This is a genomic window from Sulfurovum sp. TSL1, assembly GCF_019972135.1.
In the GTDB taxonomy this organism is placed as follows: domain Bacteria; phylum Campylobacterota; class Campylobacteria; order Campylobacterales; family Sulfurovaceae; genus Sulfurovum.
On sequence record NZ_BPFI01000001.1, the window covers coordinates 533,410 to 551,202 of the forward strand.

The following is a 17,793-nucleotide window of genomic DNA, read 5'->3' on the forward strand; positions in this document are numbered from 1 at the left end:
CTACTATGACTATAATGCGAAAAAAAGACCACTATGATAAAGACACTTTTCGATAAGAACAATAACACTGCTATACTCCTGGCCGGTATACTTGCTATTGTCGTAGGTATAGGTGTAGCAAGATTTGCCTTTACTTCACTTCTTCCATCTATGCTTGAAGAGTTCTTGTCACTCACCTATGCCGGTGTACTGGCATCGTGTAACTTTGCAGGCTATCTGGCCGGTGCCGTTTTTTCTATATTTATCAAAGATATCAACACAAAAGTAAAGTATTTTCGTATCGGTATGATACTGAGTATCGTGACAACACTGGTGCTGGCGACTACCAGCAATGAGGCATTGTGGCTGATCTCAAGGATCATCGCCGGTTTTGGTTCCGCTATGGTCCTTATCGTGGGTGGTGCCATCGTAATGGTCAAACTGAACTTTGAGAGTAAGACAAAGGCGATGGGCATACACTTCAGCGGTATTGGTTTTGCTATCGTGATATCGGAGCTTATCAGCCAGTATGTTCTACAAAGCGGTACATGGACCGATGCTTGGCTCACTTTATCCCTGTTTGGTTTGATCGTCACTTTTTATACACTTTATATTTTATCTTTTGATAAAATCATCAAAAAAGATGCGGTCAAACACCCTCTCTCAAAGTCTATATTTTCTCCCTATGTAATACTGCTGATCCTGGCTTATTTCACCGAAGGTGTCGGCTTTGTTGTGCAGGGTACTTTTTTACCCGACATCATTAATTCACTTCAAGGTTTGGATGGGTATGGAAATCTCGGTTGGCTGATCGTGGGTATTGCAGGCATCCCCTCTTCCATACTCTGGATGAGACTCGCGCATACCTATGGAAGTGTTAATGTCATTATCATCGCGATGGCTCTACAGATCATAGGTATCCTGATACCGACATTGAGTACCAGTATATACTTAAACCTGCTGAGCGGTGCACTCTATGGCAGTACCTTCATAGGCCTTGTGGCACTCTTTCTCAATCTTGGCGGTCAATTGGCGGGGAAAAACCCGGTAGTGCTTATGGGAGCTATGACTGCTTCCTACGGTATAGGCCAGGTCGGTGCACCGCTTTACAGTATTGCCCTGATCGATCATTTTGGGAACTATAACGCTACACTGTATGTGACAGCATTGATCGTCTTTTTGGGCATACTTTTTTTACTCTATGCAAAGAGAATTGAAAACAGATATAGCATCTGTTAATCTTTTCCACTATACCATATCCGGTATACTGCATCTGCCTTGTCGTCTGAAACCAGCATCGAACCGTCAGATATGATCTCAATATCCACAGGTCGTCCCCATGCTTTTATACCTCTCAGCCACCCCTCGGCAAACACATCATAGGAAACAGGCTTCCCGGATGAAAAACGGACCATGGTGATTCGGTACCCACTAGGCGGGAACCTGTTCCAAGATCCATGCTCAGCTATAAATACCTGATCATAGTACTCCTGGGGAAACTGCTTACCGGTATAAAAGCGCATTCCCAGTGCAGCCACATGCGCTCCCAGTTCCATCACAGGAGGCGTGGATTCGGTACATCCCTCTTTTTTTCCGAACTCGGGATCACGTATCTTTTTTCCATGACAGTATGGATATCCAAAATGCATCCCTTTTTTAAAAGCCATGTTCAACTCATCAGGCGGTTGGTTGTTCCCCATCCAGTCACGTCCATTGTCAGTAAAAAATAAACTCTTGCGCTTTGGATGCCAATCAAAACCTACTGTATTTCTCACACCCTTTGCAAAGATCTCAAGTCCACCCCCATCTGCTTGCATACGCATAATAGAGGCATATCTCGGATCAGTGGACTCACATATATTACATGGTGCGCCCACCGGTACATAGAGATATCCGTCCGGACCGAACCGTATGAACTTCCAGCCATGATGGGTATCACGGGGGAACGAATCATTGATGACCACCGGAATAGGCGGAGACTTGAGATTATTTTCAATGTGATCATAGCGCAAGATACGATTGATCTCAGCGACATAGAGGGCACCCTTTCGGAATGCTACACCGTTGGGATTATTGAGCCCGCGCGCAATGATAAACCGCTGATCAGCACGAAAATCACCATCTGTATCAACCACTGCATATACAGTGCCCTCTGAGCGTGAACCTATAAAAAGTGTGCCGCGTTCTCCACGTGCAAGAGAACGTGCACCCTCTATCTCTTTCGCATAGACAGAGATATGGAATCCAGGCGGAAGTTTGATATCACTCAGACTCTCTTCCAGTTCATCGGCGTGGAGAGGAACAGAAAAGACAGTATGTAGCATAAAAATGCATAGCCACAGAAACAATATAGGTATATAGCGTAATGTTCCCATTATCAATTCCTTTTTTTCATTATAACATAAAAGAGAAATCCATATTTTTGCTATAATCAACAAAAGGAAATCTCATGAAATGGTTACTCTCTTTACTTTTTCTTTCTAATATTCTCTTGGCCAACGAGGCACAAGAGATCATCAAAAAACTTGAAAATAACCTCCGTGGTGACTACATGTACTCCACGATGAGCATGATAGTCACTTCCAAACGAGGTAAACGTACCGTAAAAATAGAAAGCTGGTCTGAGGGGAATGACAAAAGCTTTATTAAGATCCTCTACCCTAAAAAAGACAAAGGGATCACCTTCTTAAAGATCGACAATCAAATGTGGCAGTATATTCCCAAGATAGAACGTACCATCAAAATACCACCCTCCATGATGCTTCAAAGCTGGATGGGGAGTGACTTTACCAATGATGATATGGTCAAAGAGAGCTCTTTGGAAGAGGACTACAGTGCCTCTCTCCTCTCAAAAAAAGGTGACTCTGCGACGCTGGAGCTGATACCAAAACCCAACGCTGCCGTGGTTTGGGGGAAGATCGTCATTGATGTCGATCTCAAAGATGCTGTACCGATCAGAGAGGTCTTTTATGATGACATGATGCAAAAAGTCAGAGTCATGACATTCTCCAAAATAGAAGAGCATGGTTCACACACGATCCCTATGGTCATGGAACTTCAGCCTCTGGATCCGGACAAAAAGAAAAACCGTACGAAGGTGATCTTTGAGAAGGTCAATTTTGATACCAAAATAGATCCTTCTTATTTTACAAAACAGGCTTTAAAACGCTATTCAAGGTAAGGATGAATGCTTTTTTCACTCGCTTTTAGAAACATTGTAAGATCCAAAGGCAGAAGTATCACCACACTGCTTTTAAGCACTTTTAGTACGATTCTCTTCATCAGCTATGTTGCACTGATGGATGGTTCCCATCATCAGATCATCAAAAGTTCGGTGGAGATCTATACGGGGTATGCCCATGTGAACCTTGAGGGGTATAGAGATGAAGGTGGCTATGATCATCTCATTGAAGATGCAGATCACATTGATACTCTTCTCAAAAATGATCCTTCCATTAAACGCTACAGCCCAAGGTTTGAAACCTATGCACTGCTCTCCGGAGAAGTAAAGACCATAGGAAGTTTGATCGGAGGGATCATTCCTTCCCGTGAAAAAATGCTGAGTAAACTGCATGATTCTCTCATCAAAGGTGCCTATCTTGATGATAATGACACCAATGCCATCTACATCGGCTCTTCACTTGCCAAACGATTAAATGCAGAGGTAGGCAGCCAGATCGCCATGGTAGGCTCTTCCGTCGACTACTCCATCGCTGCGGATCTTTTTACCGTCAAAGGGATCTTCAAAACCGGTCTTTTCGAATTTGATTCCCAGTCGGCCTTTGTCAATAAATCGTATCTGGACACGGTAATGATGAGTGACAATATAGCCAGTTATTTTACCCTCTACTTCCATGACAATGATAAGATAGATAAAATGACCACAAAGCTGCAAAATGTACTCCCCTCAGGGGTTGAAGCGGTCAACTGGAAAACACTTCTTACAGCGCTCGTGCAGGCGATGCTGGTGGATTCCATTTTTGGGTATATCTCCATCTCCATCTTTTTTATCGTGATCTTTTTTGTGATCATGATCTTTTCTTATGTCAATATCTATACACGTGCCCGGGAAATAGGACTGTTGCGTGCTTTAGGTCTGACCTCTAAAAATATCTTTGGCATGCTTTTTATTGAGATCCTGATACTCGCTACCATCAGTATACTCCTGGGTACCCTCATCGGTGCATCGATTGCCTACTATTTTGAAATCCATCCTATCGTCATATCGGGGATCGCAGAAACCTATAAAGAGTATGGTGTGGTCAGCGATGAAATACCTATGAAGTTCGATCCTTTCACCATCACATGGAATGCACTGACGATCTTCATACTCAATCTTACAGCCATACTCTACCCGATCTTCAAGGTCAATAAACTGACCGCAATGGAGGCAATGAGGTATGTATAAAATAGCCCAACATCTTGCATGGTTAAGTATCTGGAGGCGTAAAACCCGCTCTTTGATGGTCATCATGATGATCGCACTGAGTCTCAGCGGTCTGCTTGGACTTCAGGGACTCTATGATGGAATGATCCTCCATTTGATCAACACGACCATCCGCAGTGACTCTGGAGAGATATCTCTCTACAATAAAGCCTATAGACTGAACAAAACACTGGAGTACAGACTTACTCATGTTTCAAACTATATAGAGGCTTTTTCCGAGATAGAAGCTATTGAGGCTTACTCCGTCCGTTTGGAAAAAGAGGGTCTCATTGCTACGGCACACAAATCTCTCGGGGCGGTCCTCAAAGGTATCTCTTTGGAAAATGAACAGCATTTTGGAGGACTTGATGCCTTCATCACTCAAGGAGAGTACAGCTTTGGGGAAAAGGATCAAAAGGCATTGATCGGTGCAGCACTGGCTAAAAAACTCAACCTGAACATAGGCAGCCGTGTGATCTTCACAGCACAAGATGCGACAGGTGAGATCAATGCTATCTCTTTTCGCATCAGCGGTATTCTCAAAACCGGTAACCCTACGATCGACGACCATGCTGTATTTGTCTCTATGGAAAAGATGTCAAAGTTTCTCAATGTGTATCAGAGTGCAACCCAGATAGCGTTGCGTGTGAAAGATACCCAGAGTCTCCCTACTGTACAAAAAGAGCTGCAAAAACGTTTTCCTGATATCGATGTGCTTCGCTGGGATGAGCTCTATCCACTTCTCATACAGATGCAGGAGTGGATGACTATCTTCAATCTGGCCTCTTATGCCATTGTCTTTGTCGTCGCTGCGCTGGGCATTTTTGGTGTGATGCTTGTCTCTGTTCTGGAAAGGATGCGCGAGTTCAGCATCATGCTTGCCATAGGAACTCCCTACAAAACCGTCAGAAACCAGATCATCATGGAAGCCTCTTTTCTAGGGTTTATCGGTTATATGGCAGGTGCTTTGGGAGGATGGATATTTCTGCTGTATATGTCGACGGCAGGTGTGGATATGCGTGCTTTTGAAGCAGGTCTTGAACTCTATGGCTACAGTGCTGTCATGTATGCCAATATGCATATCTACTATTTCTTTCAAGCTTTTTTTGCTGTATTTTTTGCTACCCTGCTCTCAGTGATATGGCCCCTGCGTAAACTGAAGAAAATCAAACCTATACAAGTCATACAAGGAAAAATGTTATGAAACTAAACCATGTCTACAAAACATTCTACCCTGATACTCCCAAAGAGGTCAAAGCCCTTACCGATATCAATCTTATTTTTGAAAAAGGGGAATTCACGACCCTCAGCGGTGAGTCAGGTTCAGGAAAGACCACCCTTCTGAACATTATAGGCGGACTCGACTCTGTGACCAGCGGAGAGATATTTTTTGAGGGAGAAGAGATATCGGCTTACAGTGAGGAGAAGATGGCTAAGCTCAGACTGCATGATATAGGGTTCATCTTCCAGGCCTACAATCTCATCCATGTACTCAATGTCAGAGAAAATATAGGATTCATCATGAAACTGCTCAAATTCGATCAAAAAGAGATCGATGCACGTATCATGGAACTGGCATCGATATTGCAGATAGAGGATCTTCTCGATAAACTGCCCGGTGAGATCAGCGGTGGCCAGCAGCAGCGTGTGGCTGTAGCGCGTGCGGTCGCCTCACGCCCAAAACTGATACTCGCGGATGAACCTACGGCAAACCTGGATTCAAAGAACAGTGCGCGTCTGATGAATATGCTGCGAACACTCAATGAAAAAGAGCATGTGACGGTCATCTTTGCTTCCCATGACAAATATGTACTGGAACAGTCCAAACGTATCATAGTGCTGGATGACGGAGTTGTCGTTGAAGACCGTTAATTCTATAGCCCTGCTCTGTTTGGCCGTGCCGATCATGGCCATAGAGCATGACATCACCGTAGAGAACACCAACTACACGATCTCAAAGATACCCTATACCCAACAGGAGAGAACACTCTATAACTATAACAGACTGAGACTGACCGATAAGATCAAAGAAGGGAACTGGTTTGCCAATATCATTGCAGATATAGACAACTATTATGGGGAAACCTATATCAATAGCTTCGAGTATCAGTTTTTTCGCTCTATCAATGCAGATACTCCCTTTGATATAGAAACGAATGCCAAAAACTATGGAAAAGGCGAAGTGTTTGGACGGCTGCACCGTTTTTCTGTGGGGTATGCAGATGAAAAACATAATGTGATCTTCGGTTTGCAAAAGATCACGATGGGTGTGGGACGGATATGGACACCCACCGATCTCTTTAACCCCAGAAACCCCCTTGCCCTGGAACCTGACCAGATCTATGGTAACTTTTCTCTCTCCTATACCTATGCACTTGGTACACTTAGCCAAGCAATGGGGGTGGTGGCCAAGCGTCATGACGGCAGTTACAAATATGCAGGAAGGGTCAAAGGGAATACAAAGATCGGGGATATCGCACTGGACCTCTTTTCAAGCAATGATGCCCAAATGATCGCCTATGAGATAGAAGGCAATCTTTTTGATACCGGCATAGAGTGGCGAAGCGAAGGTGGGTACTATAAAGACAAACTTTTAGATAAAAGCTTTTATCAAACCATACTGGGTGTAGACTATGGTTTTGTCAATGGACTGACCGCCATGGCCGAATGGCTGCACTCTTCCAAAATCTATACGGTTGATGAGATACTCAACTTCCAGGAAAGCAGCCTGGGTTATAACCGTCACCTCTCTTCAGACTATGTAGGAGCCTCTGCCTATTATGACTTCAACCTGCTCTACAGCGGTACACTGAGTGTGATCCACAGCCCGGAAGACCAAAGCAGTTTTATCTCACCACTCCTCAACTACAGCATCAGTGACGATGCCTCCGTAGCCATAGGTGCGATGCTTTATACCGGAGATGAAGAGAGTGAATTTGGAAGTGTGGAAAACAGCTATTATCTGCGTTTCAGAGTGACCTATTGATCTTTTGCCACGTTCTTCTAAAACACTTTTCACTCTTTTTGTCTAACCTTCAGACTTTTTGTGTCTCTCAGTAAATATAGAGTTTTCTAAACGCTCTAAAACCAAAAGCTAAAGTATACCTACACTATATCCGCTATGATGTTACTCGTCATCCTCTTCATCTTTGGCTATCTCTGCGCGTATTTGATCCATATCAAGCCCCTTCACATGGGTGATGAGCTTATCAAAAGCTTCTTCAGGCAGCATACCTGCTTGATTAAGCAGGATGATACCATCCCTGCTGACCATCAGTGTCGGGATCGAACGGATACCGTACTGGGCTGATATAGCGGGTTGTTCTTCCGTATTGACCTTGGCAAAGGTGATATCAGGATACTTTTCTGCTACCCTTTCAAAAATAGGGGCAAACTGTTTACAGGGGCCACACCATTCTGCCCAAAAATCGATAATGACTATTTCGTTATTATCCAGTGTTTCGTTAAAGTTTTGTGTTGTTAAATCTATATATGCCATAGTCTTTCCTTTATATGAGGATGGAGTATAGCATAGCGATCATATCTGTTCTCTTAATATTATAACTTGGATAATGAATGTTTATTTCATCTATCCCTCTTCCCAATGTCCTCATCATTTGCCTATTAAAATCTGCTTTTAATGAACATTGCTTGATATTTTTAGAAGAGGATGAAGATAAATAGATACAGTTGAAATATCTATCCCTCCATCTACACATTCTTTTTATTTGTATCCCTATAGCGTACAATATACTTTTCAAGCTCTACAAGAAAGAGTACAGAAGAGGCAACCAACACTATACGCAACCAGATGGTAAAGTCGATCGCTGTGCTGCCGAACAGCGACTGCATGGGGTTAAGATAGGTAAAGCCAAGCTGGAGTATGATCAGTATAGCAATAGCGATCAATACATAACGGTTTCCAAACAGTCCTTCCCAACTAAAGATCGATCCTGTGATATAGCGGGAGTTGAACAGATAAAAGATCTCGAACATGATCAGCGTGTTCACCGCTACAGTTTGTGCATGCGCAATACCGGCACCCTGTGCCATTTCCCAAAGAAAAAGCCCGAATGTCCCACCCATCAAGATCATTGAAACATAGGCAATACGCCAAATGAGATACCCTGTCAGTATAGCCTCATCAGCATTACGTGGGGGTCTTTGCATGACATTGTGTTCAGGTGGCTCAAATGCCAATGATAGAGCCAATGTCACAGCTGTCACCATATTGACCCAAAGGATCTGCACCGGTATGAGTGGCATTTGATGAAAGCCGAATGCAATAGCAGCAAGAATGATCAACGCCTCACCACCATTGGTCGGAAGAATAAAGAGTATGGCCTTTTTGAGGTTATCATAAACGGTACGCCCCTCTTCTACCGCATGCATTATGGAAGCAAAATTATCATCTGCAAGTACCATTTCAGATGCTTCTTTTGCAGCTTCTGTACCATTGTGCCCCATCGCAGTACCGACATCAGCACGTTTAAGTGCCGGTGCATCGTTCACACCATCACCTGTCATCGCAACGATCAGACCATGCTCTTGTAATGATCTTACTAAACGAAGTTTATGTTCAGGATTCACACGTGCATAGATATCAACCTCCAGCACACGTTGACGCAACTCCTCTTCACTCATAGATTCAAGTTCTGTTCCTGTCAGAACATCATTGGTATTCACGAGTTGCAGTTGTTGGGCGATAGCACGTGCAGTGGCACCATGATCACCTGTGATCATTTTCACTCTGATACCTGCTCTGTGACAGACCTGCACCGCTTCAATCGCTTCTTCACGAGGTGGATCGATCAAGCCAAGCATACCCAGCATGATCAGGCCATCCTCCAGATCACTGAATGCAAGTTCCTCCTGTTTATGCTTTGCCGGCTTGGAAGCAAGGGCCAATACGCGCTGTCCATGCCCCGCCAGCTCTTCAATACGCTCCAGCCAGTAATGCTTATCCAAAGGTTGGTCACCATTGAGACTTCTCTGATAGGTGCACATCTCCAAAATACGCTCCGGAGCACCCTTGAGAAAGATAAAAGTATCACATGAATGGTCATGGTGGAGTGTCGCCATAAAACGGTGTTCTGATTCAAAAGGGATAAGATCGGTACGGGGATACTGTTTGGCCTCCATCTCCATATCCAGTCCTGCTTTTAAGCCGGCTACCAGAAGGGCTCCTTCCATCGGATCACCATGTACAAACCATTCACCGTTCTTTTGTTCCAATGATGCATCATTGCAAAGCATTGCAACCCGGGCCACTTCCTGTAAAAGCGGTCTCTCTTCAGTAAAAACAGCTCTGTCTGACAAAGATATCTCTCCATGGGGATCATAGCCTGTTCCACTGAGTTCGAACACATCTTTTGATGTTGCAATAGTAGATACAGTCATTTCATTGCGTGTCAGGGTACCTGTTTTATCCGAACAGATCACTGTAACTGCTCCCAATGTTTCGACAGCCGGCAATTTACGGATGATCGCATGACGATTTGCCATTCTCTGTACACCAATGGCAAGCGTGATCGTCATGATAGCAGGCAGTCCTTCCGGAATAGCAGCTACTGCGAGACTTACCGAAGCAAGAAACATTTCAACAGCAGCGTAATCCCTTACCAATAAACCAAAAGCGAAAGAGATCATAGAAACAGACAAAATAGCTATCGTAAGCCATCTAGCAAACTGGTCCATTTGCCGGATCAAAGGGGTTGTCGCTGATTCCACTTCCGATACCAGGCTGCTGATACGGCCTATTTGGGTATCTGCACCCGTGCCTATAACGATACCGCTGCCTTGACCGTGTGTCACAATTGTACCTGAGTAAGCCATGCAGCGCCGATCGCCTATCACACTCTCCTTGTCCACTGTATCTGTCGTTTTTTCTACTGCTATCGATTCACCTGTCAATGCCGACTCCTGGATCTGAAGCCCCTTTACCCGAAAAAGTCTCAGGTCAGCCGGTACCTTATCACCAGACTGCAAAGTTACGATATCACCAGGTACCAGATCTTCTGCCTGGATCGTTATCTGACGGCCGTTACGTATCACTATGGCATGGGGAGACAGCATCTGTTGTATCGATCTCAAAGCATTTTCAGCTTTCCCCTCTTGCAAGAATCCGATCACTGCGTTAAGAAGCACTACAGCAAAGATCACCCCTGCATCGACCCAATGCTCCAATATAGCGGTCACACCACCGGCAATAAGCAATACATAGATCAATATATTATGAAATTGATAGATAAAGCGTAGAAATGCACTGCGTGTCCGTACTTCAGGAAGCTGATTTGGCCCATACTTTTCAAATCGATTCCTGACTTCATCCTGATCAAGACCATTTTTGGATGTTTCAAGTAGTGTGAAGACCGATCCTGTGCTTTTACTATGCCAATCTTCTGATATCAAAACTGACGCATCTACCTGATTCTTCATCGTTGCACCTTTCCAGAAAGTTATTAGGTTTCCTTAGTGATAAGCCAGTAGGTGACCCCCAGAGCCAAGACAACGGCTGCTGTGCTAAATACGAAAAGAGGGGTGATCGTACCGAAATCAAAAATAATCACTTTACGTGAGATCGCCATTAATGCAGTGGCAACAACCAGTCTGACAGGTATCACATTGCTTTTGAGATAGAGTGTAATGTTTATGAATATCTCTATAGCGATCAGTACGGCAAGGAAGGCACCAAAGGTGGCCAGTATGTCATTGATATTCAAGAGCATAAATGGCGGAGATACCAGACGCTTATACAATACATAGATGACATCACCAATACCCCAAACAATAACCAAAACCATTAAAACTGCCAACACTTTTACTGCCATACGTATGATCTTGTGAAGAAAATCTATAAAGGGATCTTCAACCTTGTCTGTCAATTCATGACCGATCTCTATAAAAGGATTCTTTTTGTTTTCATTATCCATCTGCTTACCCTATATTTCATCATGATAATGCTATCTGCCTTGTACTTTATTGAAAGAACAATGCTCCTCTTAAATATTATAACACAAATATATATGATAGAATAATCTCATGTTAAATATAGGCTCTATATTGTTTTTTGAAGTAGGAAACTATCAAAAATACCTTCTATGAAAACCTTATATATGCATCATACCAAAAGTGATCACCATCACCCCTATACTCAAAAGATAAAAAAGGGCCAGAACCATGCCTATTTTTCTTCCTCCCAAAGCAAAAACAATACCAAGTTTTACGATGGAATTTACAACCGTTGCGATCATGATCCCATACATCGCTGTACGTTCGGATATCTTCACTGTTGCAAGCTGTGATAGTGAAAGTGTGATGGCATCAACATCCGTTATTCCAGATAGAAAGGAGATGATATAGACACCTGAATCTCCAAATTCTGACTGAAAGATATAGATAGAACCGAAGATCATTCCAAACAGCAAACCTAACTTCAGTGCCTGTGAGAGTTCAAGCGGATTGTTGGTCATAGCTGTCTGTTCTACCTTATAGACCTCTTCATTTTTATACATAAATCCAACAAAAACCAATCCCACTATGGTGCCTGAAATATAGGGGAGTGCCAGCGAGCCGGCGAGATCAGAATTGAAAACAGCCGTTTCAGCAAGCACCCTCATATACATGATCGTAGAAGCAATGGCCATACCCCCGGCAAAGTTCTTCAGATAGGTTCTCTCCAATGCATAGAGTTTGGAAAGACTGATGGAAACAGCGGTTGAAGATACAAGACCTCCAAATATTCCGGTCATATATACCCCTCTTTTATTCCCAAGTATCTTTATGGCTATGTAACCGATAAAAGAGATACCCGCTATCAGAACGACCATGAGCCATGTTTTGTAGGGGTTGAACACACCAAAAGGATCGACCATTTCATTGGGGAGCAGAGGCAGTACAACAAAGGTCATCACCAAAAAGAGCGTAGCGGATCTGATATCGGTCTGCGTGATCTCCTGTTCTACCTTAGCAAGCGTACTTTTGATCTCCAGTATAAGCAGCATGATCACTGCGATGAACACAGCATAATCTTCCAAAGAGAGATACATCATCATCCCCAGAATATACGTGACAAATGCTGCGATCTCGGTCGTTGTACCATGTGAATCGCTTTTGACCGTTTTATAGATATAGGTCGCTAAGATCAATGATCCAAATAAAAAAAGTGACACATGCAGAAAGTATGGTATAGATGTCTGCATCCATGCGCTCAGATACCCTAAAAGAGAGATAAGTGTAAATGTTCTTGTACCCGCAGACCTAATGTGTTCTTTACTATGTTCACGCATTTCACGCTGTAAACCTATCATAAAACCTATGATGAGGGTAATGATGATTTTTTTTATGATATCTATTTCCATTTGGTCCACCTGATCCATTTATAAAGCTCTGTCAACATAAATATGGGTAATGCTACCAATACGATGAGACCCCAATCTTTCCATCCCAATGCAGTAGTATGAAGTGCCACCTGCAAGAACGGTACATAGACTGCACATGCCTGCAGTCCAATGGTGAATGCAATGGCCAGTAAAAGCCACTTGTTCGTGAAAAAACCTATGTTGCTTACAGGCTCATCAAGCGAGCGGAAATTGAGTACATTCATCTTCTCAAGGATGATAATGCCTGTAAATGCAACGGTCTGTGCAAGCACCATACCGTTTTGGGGATCTCTTGAAAGATAGTAATGAAAGATCCAAAGTGTTGCCAGTCCTATATAGCTCCCCAACACAGCGATCATAATGATGCCGCGACGATCAAGGATCGGTTCATGGACTGCCCTAGGCGGATGATTCATGATCTCTTTGTCAGCAGGTTCAACCCCCAGAGCAATGGCTGTCATACTGTCTGTGACCAGATTCATCCAAAGGATCTGTACCGGAATGAAGATCAACGGCCCACCCAACAGAACATTGAGAAAGATAACGATGACCTCACCGCTATTGGATGCTAGCAAATACTGTACAAACTTTTGGATATTGTTATATTCCCGCCGCCCCTCTTTTACGGCATTGATAATGGAGGCAAAATTATCATCCGTTAAAATGATGTCAGAAGCACTTTTAGCCACATCCGTGCCTTTTTTCCCCATGGCTATACCGATATCTGCCTCTTTGAGTGCCGGTGCATCATTCACCCCATCACCCGTCATCCCTACCACTTCATCTTTATCTTTAAGGATCTTTACAATTCTCAGTTTATCTTCCGGCCTTGCTCTGGCAAACAGGATTTTTTCATGGAGTACCCTACCCAGAGTTTCATCATCCATTTGTGAAAGCTCACCGGACGTTATCGCTCTGTCTGCATCCAACCCGATATTGTGAGCAATGGAGAGAGCCGTATCCGGGTTATCCCCAGTGATCATAATAATATCAATACCGGCACTCTTAGCCATATGAATAGCTTCAGGGACCTCTTCATGTGGCGGATCGATAATACCCACAATGCCAAGTAGAACCAGTGAGCTTTCGACATTCTCTTCTGAAAGTGTTGTATCAACAGGAAGTGTTCTAAAAGCAATGGCTAGTGTCCTCAGTCCACTTTGGGCCATTGCTTTATAGGCTGATTCGATCTCTTTTTTATACACTTCATCCAATGAAAGTATCGTGCCCTCTTTGAAGATCTGTGTACTTCTTTCAAGGATCACTTCAGGAGCCCCTTTGACATAGGCTGTCAACCCATCTTTTTCATGCACGATAATGCTCATCCGTTTACGGCTGGAATTAAAAGAAAATTCACTGACTGTCACATCACTATCATCGGCATGTAGCCATCCTTTATAGGCCGCAACGACCAAGGCTGCTTCTGTAGGTTCACCGATCACTTCCCAGTCTGCATTCGTTTTTTGCACCTTGGCATGATTGCATATGAGAGCACTCTTTAAAAGCATCATCAGATCTTTGTCATGTTTATAATCGACCCTTTCCCCATTTGCTTCAAAATGACCTGCCGGATCATAACCGCTCCCCGTGACTTCGATCTCTCTGGAGGGAAGCCATATCTTTTTTACCGTCATCTGATTTTGGGTCAACGTTCCGGTTTTATCTGTACATATCGTTGTTGCTGCACCAAGTGTTTCTGCCGCCTGGAGACGTCTTAGAAGTGCCTTTTGCTTTGCCATAGCCTTGATACCCAGTGCCAGGGTAATGGTCACAACCGCAGGAAGCCCTTCAGGTACCACAGCAACAGCCAAAGCAACACCCGTCAGGAACATTTCAAACATATCTTTTCCGAACATCCATCCGATCAGGGCAACAAGTACAGAAATAGCGATCGAATAGATACCCAGTTTTTTACTTAAAACAGCAAGTTTTTTTTGCAAAGGTGTCGCTTCTCTCTTGACACTCTGTGTCATGAAAGCGATCTTTCCAAATTGGGTGTTCATCCCTGTCTGAACGACTATACCGCTACCTCTTCCGTTCACAACAGCCGTACCCATCCAAGCCATGTCCGACTGCTCTTGAAGAGGGGCTTCATTTTCTACACGGTCACTGTTTTTATACACGGATGCTGATTCCCCGGTCAGAGAAGATTCATCGGTCTTCAGATTAAAGCCATGAAGCAGCCTCAGATCAGCGGGAACCCTATCACCGATCTCAAGTAACACGATATCTCCTGGAACCAGCAGTTTCGTATCGATACTCTGCTCTTTGGAGTCACGAAGTACTTTGCATGTGGGATGGAGCATCTCACGCAGAGCCTCAATGGCATTTTCTGCCTTGAACTCCTGTATGAATCCAAGAATGCCATTAAGCACAATGATCACCAAAATGGTCACTGCATCACCTATCTCACCCACAGCTAAAGAGATAGCCGCTGCAGCAAAAAGGATAAGGATCAGTACATTGGTGAACTGCCTTAGAAATACTTTATACCAGTGAGCTTTTGCAATACGGACAAGTTCATTCAGTCCGTATTCCTCAATTCTCTTTTTCGCTTCTTCTTCATCCAATCCGTTTTTTGCATCAGTGCCGAATGCCCGTATCACTTCCTTAGCATCTTTCGTCTGCCATGAAGTACTATTTTGCATGATAGACCTCTTCTCCCCAAAAACGAATCAACAGTGAGAAAAGCAGCGGAACGGTAATAGCGGTAAATGAGGATGCAGCAACCAGTGCCGTAAAAAGTTTCAGGTCGATGATACCGGCACTGTAAAGGAGTTGGGAAACGATAATCTCTGTTGTGAGTCTGGCATTCAGACCTACACCGACGATCAGTGCCTCTCGGAGATGCATTTTTTTCATAGGTACCATCAACAGAACGCCAAAGAGCTTTCCGAATGTGCCTGCCACAAAGAGTACAATAGCCAACAACGGCTCTTCAAGAAAACCTGCTATATCGGTATTAAAACCGACCCAGAAGAAAAAGAGTACGCCAAAAAAACCGTAGCTGAGGGTCTGTGTTGTTTGAGAAAGTATCTCTCCCTTTTGCTCCTCCTGTACAAACATGGGACGCATAATGACCCCTGCCATGATGGCACCGACCACCATACCGAGTTCTACATACTCGCCAAAACCGCCAAACCCAAAAAGAACCACCAGTGAGAATATCATCAAGGTATTGAGGTTTTCAGGTTCCCATTTCTTCATCACACGCGGCATCCAGCGGTAAAAGAGCCAGACGATCAGCATAAAGGCAATGATACCGGCAAAAAGGCCGGCAACACCCCCGTGGCTTTCACCGGTCTTAGCCCCGATCCAGACGGAAACAATACCGACCATAACCACTTCGATAATATCATCGAGTACACCCGCACCGATGATAAAGGTCCCGATGCGTGTCTTGATCATTTTGAACTCATCGAGTATCGGTACGATCACCGCTTCAGCTGTTGGCATTTGTGTCATTCCTATCACTAACGCCACTGCCCAGCCATAGCCGTACACCAGCATGGCAACCGTACCGAATAAGAACGGAAAAAGTGTGTTTAGGACCGTCAACCAGATAATGTCCGGACCTGATCTTTTCATCTCTCTGAGTTCGATCTGCAGCCCAATATAAAAAAGCAGAAACAAAACACCCAGATCAGCAAGAAATTCATAAGTACTTTCAAAGGCAGGAACAAGGTGTATAGATCTAAAAAGTGGTAGGTAACTCAATCCTATCCCAACGAATAACGCTGCTAAAATACTAGGTATACGGAACTTTGAAAGCAGATAGCCAAGCGCATAGGTTAAAGCAAAAACAACAGATAATGATAAAAGCAATTGGCCCAGTTCAATTTCATTCATTGCTGCCCTCAACTTTGATATGTTTAATGTTTCAAATATCGGATAGTTACATCATAACATAAAAAAGGTATCATGACTATAGCCTTTAAGAATAAGTTTAGAATAGCGTACAGATGGTACAATAAAAACAGTAGAGTCAAAGAAGACTTTTAGGGTTTAAAAGAGGAAAAGCCTATGTATACAAAATTATTGATCGTGAGCAGCATTTTTGTTACACTGATGACCGGATGTTTGGAACAAAAAAGTGATGAGAGTAAATTTTATGGCAATGTCGATGTACGTACCGTCTCTTTAGGTTTTAGGGTTTCAGGGAAGATCAAAGATATCTATTTCGAAGAGGGAGAGAGGATCAAGCAAGGGGATGTGATAGCCTCTCTTGATGACAGTCTCTATGAGGAGTATGTCAAACAGGTCAATGCGCAAATAGAAGTTCAAAAGGCAGAACTACAAAAACTTGAAAAAGGCTACAGAAAAGAGGAGATAGAAAAAGCAAAAGCACTGCTGCTTGAAAAAGAGGTCGCTCTCAAAAAAGCCCAAAGTGACTTAAAGCGGCAGGAAGATCTCTTGGCCACGCACTCTATCTCGCAACAAACCTACGATGACCTGAAGGCTGCCTATGAAAACGCCAATGCACTTTACCTGTATGCAAAGAACAGTCTGGAGCTTTTACAGAACGGGTATGAAAAAGAAGATATTCTTGCTGCAAAAGCGCAGCTTGATTATTTGATCGCACAAAAGAACGAGCAGGAGATCAATCTACAGGACACAAAGATCTATGCACCATCAAACGGTACACTTCTTACAAGGGTCTATGAACCAGGATCGATCGTCAACAGTTCCCAAGTGGTCATAGAGATGGCAAAAGATGATCAATACTGGGTGAGAAGCTATATGTCTGAAAGATATCTAGGCATCATCAAACAGGGAATGAAAGCCCTCGTCTATACAGACAGCAGGAAAGGAAAAGCCTATGAGGGCGTGGTGAGTTTCATTTCACCCTTGGCTGAATTTACCCCTAAAAATGTGCAGACCGAAGAGTTAAGAACAGATTTGGTCTATAGGTTCAGGATCATTTTAAAAGAGCATGATGACATGATAAGACAAGGCATGCCCGTAACCATTACATTTCCTAATCTGAGTAGTGAGACAGAGTAGTCC

The 17,793-nt window shown here is 43.6% G+C and carries 14 protein-coding genes; 7 read left to right on the forward strand and 7 right to left on the reverse strand.

Features of this window, described 5'->3' with window-relative positions; translation table 11 throughout:
* Positions 1–33 precede the first annotated feature (33 nt).
* Positions 34–1,218 carry a YbfB/YjiJ family MFS transporter gene (locus LDM98_RS02710; protein ID WP_223897803.1) on the forward strand — a complete coding sequence of 395 codons (1,185 nt, stop codon included), beginning with the start codon at positions 34–36 and terminating at the stop codon, positions 1,216–1,218.
* On the opposite strand, the gene LDM98_RS02715 is transcribed toward LDM98_RS02710, so the two are convergent.
* On the reverse strand, positions 1,215–2,303 hold the full coding sequence (locus LDM98_RS02715) for a sorbosone dehydrogenase family protein (protein ID WP_223897804.1): 1,089 nt from the start codon (positions 2,301–2,303) through the stop codon (positions 1,215–1,217). The two genes, LDM98_RS02710 and LDM98_RS02715, sit on opposite strands and share 4 nt — an antisense overlap.
* A 125-nt stretch (positions 2,304–2,428) precedes the next feature.
* Here LDM98_RS02715 and LDM98_RS02720 point away from each other — a divergent pair, with 125 nt between their 5' ends.
* Genes LDM98_RS02720 through LDM98_RS02740 form a run of 5 tightly spaced genes read left to right on the forward strand, consistent with a single transcriptional unit; the run spans position 2,429 to position 7,391 of the window.
* Entirely contained in the window at positions 2,429–3,160 is a 732-nt protein-coding gene (locus tag LDM98_RS02720) for an outer membrane lipoprotein-sorting protein (RefSeq protein ID WP_223897805.1), read from the forward strand.
* A 6-nt stretch (positions 3,161–3,166) separates the two neighbouring features.
* Positions 3,167–4,387: an ABC transporter permease gene (locus tag LDM98_RS02725; RefSeq protein WP_223897806.1), complete on the forward strand. Its 1,221-nt coding sequence runs from the start codon at positions 3,167–3,169 to the stop codon at positions 4,385–4,387.
* Entirely contained in the window at positions 4,380–5,609 is a 1,230-nt protein-coding gene (locus LDM98_RS02730; RefSeq protein WP_223897807.1) for an ABC transporter permease, read from the forward strand. The genes LDM98_RS02725 and LDM98_RS02730 overlap by 8 nt, the downstream gene beginning before the upstream one ends.
* Positions 5,606–6,277 carry an ABC transporter ATP-binding protein gene (locus LDM98_RS02735; RefSeq protein ID WP_223897808.1) on the forward strand — a complete coding sequence of 224 codons (672 nt, stop codon included), beginning with the start codon at positions 5,606–5,608 and terminating at the stop codon, positions 6,275–6,277. The genes LDM98_RS02730 and LDM98_RS02735 overlap by 4 nt, the downstream gene beginning before the upstream one ends.
* Positions 6,249–7,391, forward strand: a complete 1,143-nt coding sequence (locus LDM98_RS02740; protein ID WP_223897809.1) for a hypothetical protein — start codon at positions 6,249–6,251, stop codon at positions 7,389–7,391. The genes LDM98_RS02735 and LDM98_RS02740 overlap by 29 nt, the downstream gene beginning before the upstream one ends.
* 141 nt (positions 7,392–7,532) lie before the next feature.
* Here the strand turns inward: LDM98_RS02740 and trxA are convergent, their stop codons facing one another.
* From trxA to LDM98_RS02770, 6 genes are all read right to left on the reverse strand, one after another.
* Positions 7,533–7,904 (reverse strand): thioredoxin, encoded by a 372-nt coding sequence (gene trxA / locus LDM98_RS02745; RefSeq protein ID WP_008242488.1) that lies wholly within the window; start codon positions 7,902–7,904, stop codon positions 7,533–7,535.
* 212 nt (positions 7,905–8,116) lie between these two features.
* Entirely contained in the window at positions 8,117–10,843 is a 2,727-nt protein-coding gene (locus LDM98_RS02750; RefSeq protein ID WP_223897810.1) for a cation-transporting P-type ATPase, read from the reverse strand.
* Positions 10,844–10,866: 23 nt separating this feature from the next.
* Positions 10,867–11,337 carry a phosphate-starvation-inducible PsiE family protein gene (locus LDM98_RS02755; RefSeq protein WP_223897811.1) on the reverse strand — a complete coding sequence of 157 codons (471 nt, stop codon included), beginning with the start codon at positions 11,335–11,337 and terminating at the stop codon, positions 10,867–10,869.
* A 177-nt stretch (positions 11,338–11,514) separates the two neighbouring features.
* The gene (locus tag LDM98_RS02760; protein WP_223897812.1) at positions 11,515–12,765 is read right to left on the reverse strand and encodes an MgtC/SapB family protein; all 1,251 of its coding nucleotides are present in this window, start codon (positions 12,763–12,765) and stop codon (positions 11,515–11,517) included.
* Complete coding sequence (locus tag LDM98_RS02765; protein ID WP_223897813.1) at positions 12,756–15,434, reverse strand: cation-transporting P-type ATPase; 2,679 nt, start codon at positions 15,432–15,434, stop codon at positions 12,756–12,758. Before LDM98_RS02765 ends, LDM98_RS02760 begins: the two co-directional genes overlap by 10 nt.
* The gene (locus LDM98_RS02770; RefSeq protein ID WP_223897814.1) at positions 15,424–16,635 is read right to left on the reverse strand and encodes a cation:proton antiporter; all 1,212 of its coding nucleotides are present in this window, start codon (positions 16,633–16,635) and stop codon (positions 15,424–15,426) included. The genes LDM98_RS02765 and LDM98_RS02770 overlap by 11 nt, the downstream gene beginning before the upstream one ends.
* A gap of 174 nt (positions 16,636–16,809) precedes the next feature.
* On the opposite strand from LDM98_RS02770, the gene LDM98_RS02775 reads away from it, so the two are divergent.
* Entirely contained in the window at positions 16,810–17,790 is a 981-nt protein-coding gene (locus LDM98_RS02775) for an HlyD family efflux transporter periplasmic adaptor subunit (RefSeq protein ID WP_223897815.1), read from the forward strand.
* The last annotated feature ends 3 nt before the right edge of the window (positions 17,791–17,793 follow it).

Excerpts from the sequence above, each read along its gene's own strand:
- LDM98_RS02770 (WP_223897814.1), bottom strand. The coding sequence starts at position 16,635 with ATGAATGAAATTGAACTGGGCCAATTGCTTTTATCATTATCTGTTGTT.
- LDM98_RS02740 (WP_223897809.1), top strand. The coding sequence starts at position 6,249 with ATGACGGAGTTGTCGTTGAAGACCGTTAATTCTATAGCCCTGCTCTGT.
- LDM98_RS02715 (WP_223897804.1), bottom strand. The coding sequence starts at position 2,303 with ATGCTACATACTGTCTTTTCTGTTCCTCTCCACGCCGATGAACTGGAA.
- LDM98_RS02755 (WP_223897811.1), bottom strand. The coding sequence starts at position 11,337 with ATGGATAATGAAAACAAAAAGAATCCTTTTATAGAGATCGGTCATGAA.
- LDM98_RS02735 (WP_223897808.1), top strand. The coding sequence starts at position 5,606 with ATGAAACTAAACCATGTCTACAAAACATTCTACCCTGATACTCCCAAA.
- trxA (WP_008242488.1), bottom strand. The coding sequence starts at position 7,904 with ATGGCATATATAGATTTAACAACACAAAACTTTAACGAAACACTGGAT.
- LDM98_RS02720 (WP_223897805.1), top strand. The coding sequence starts at position 2,429 with ATGAAATGGTTACTCTCTTTACTTTTTCTTTCTAATATTCTCTTGGCC.
- LDM98_RS02730 (WP_223897807.1), top strand. The coding sequence starts at position 4,380 with ATGTATAAAATAGCCCAACATCTTGCATGGTTAAGTATCTGGAGGCGT.
- LDM98_RS02760 (WP_223897812.1), bottom strand. The coding sequence starts at position 12,765 with ATGGAAATAGATATCATAAAAAAAATCATCATTACCCTCATCATAGGT.
- LDM98_RS02775 (WP_223897815.1), top strand. The coding sequence starts at position 16,810 with ATGTATACAAAATTATTGATCGTGAGCAGCATTTTTGTTACACTGATG.
- LDM98_RS02750 (WP_223897810.1), bottom strand. The coding sequence starts at position 10,843 with ATGAAGAATCAGGTAGATGCGTCAGTTTTGATATCAGAAGATTGGCAT.
- LDM98_RS02710 (WP_223897803.1), top strand. The coding sequence starts at position 34 with ATGATAAAGACACTTTTCGATAAGAACAATAACACTGCTATACTCCTG.
- LDM98_RS02725 (WP_223897806.1), top strand. The coding sequence starts at position 3,167 with ATGCTTTTTTCACTCGCTTTTAGAAACATTGTAAGATCCAAAGGCAGA.
- LDM98_RS02765 (WP_223897813.1), bottom strand. The coding sequence starts at position 15,434 with ATGCAAAATAGTACTTCATGGCAGACGAAAGATGCTAAGGAAGTGATA.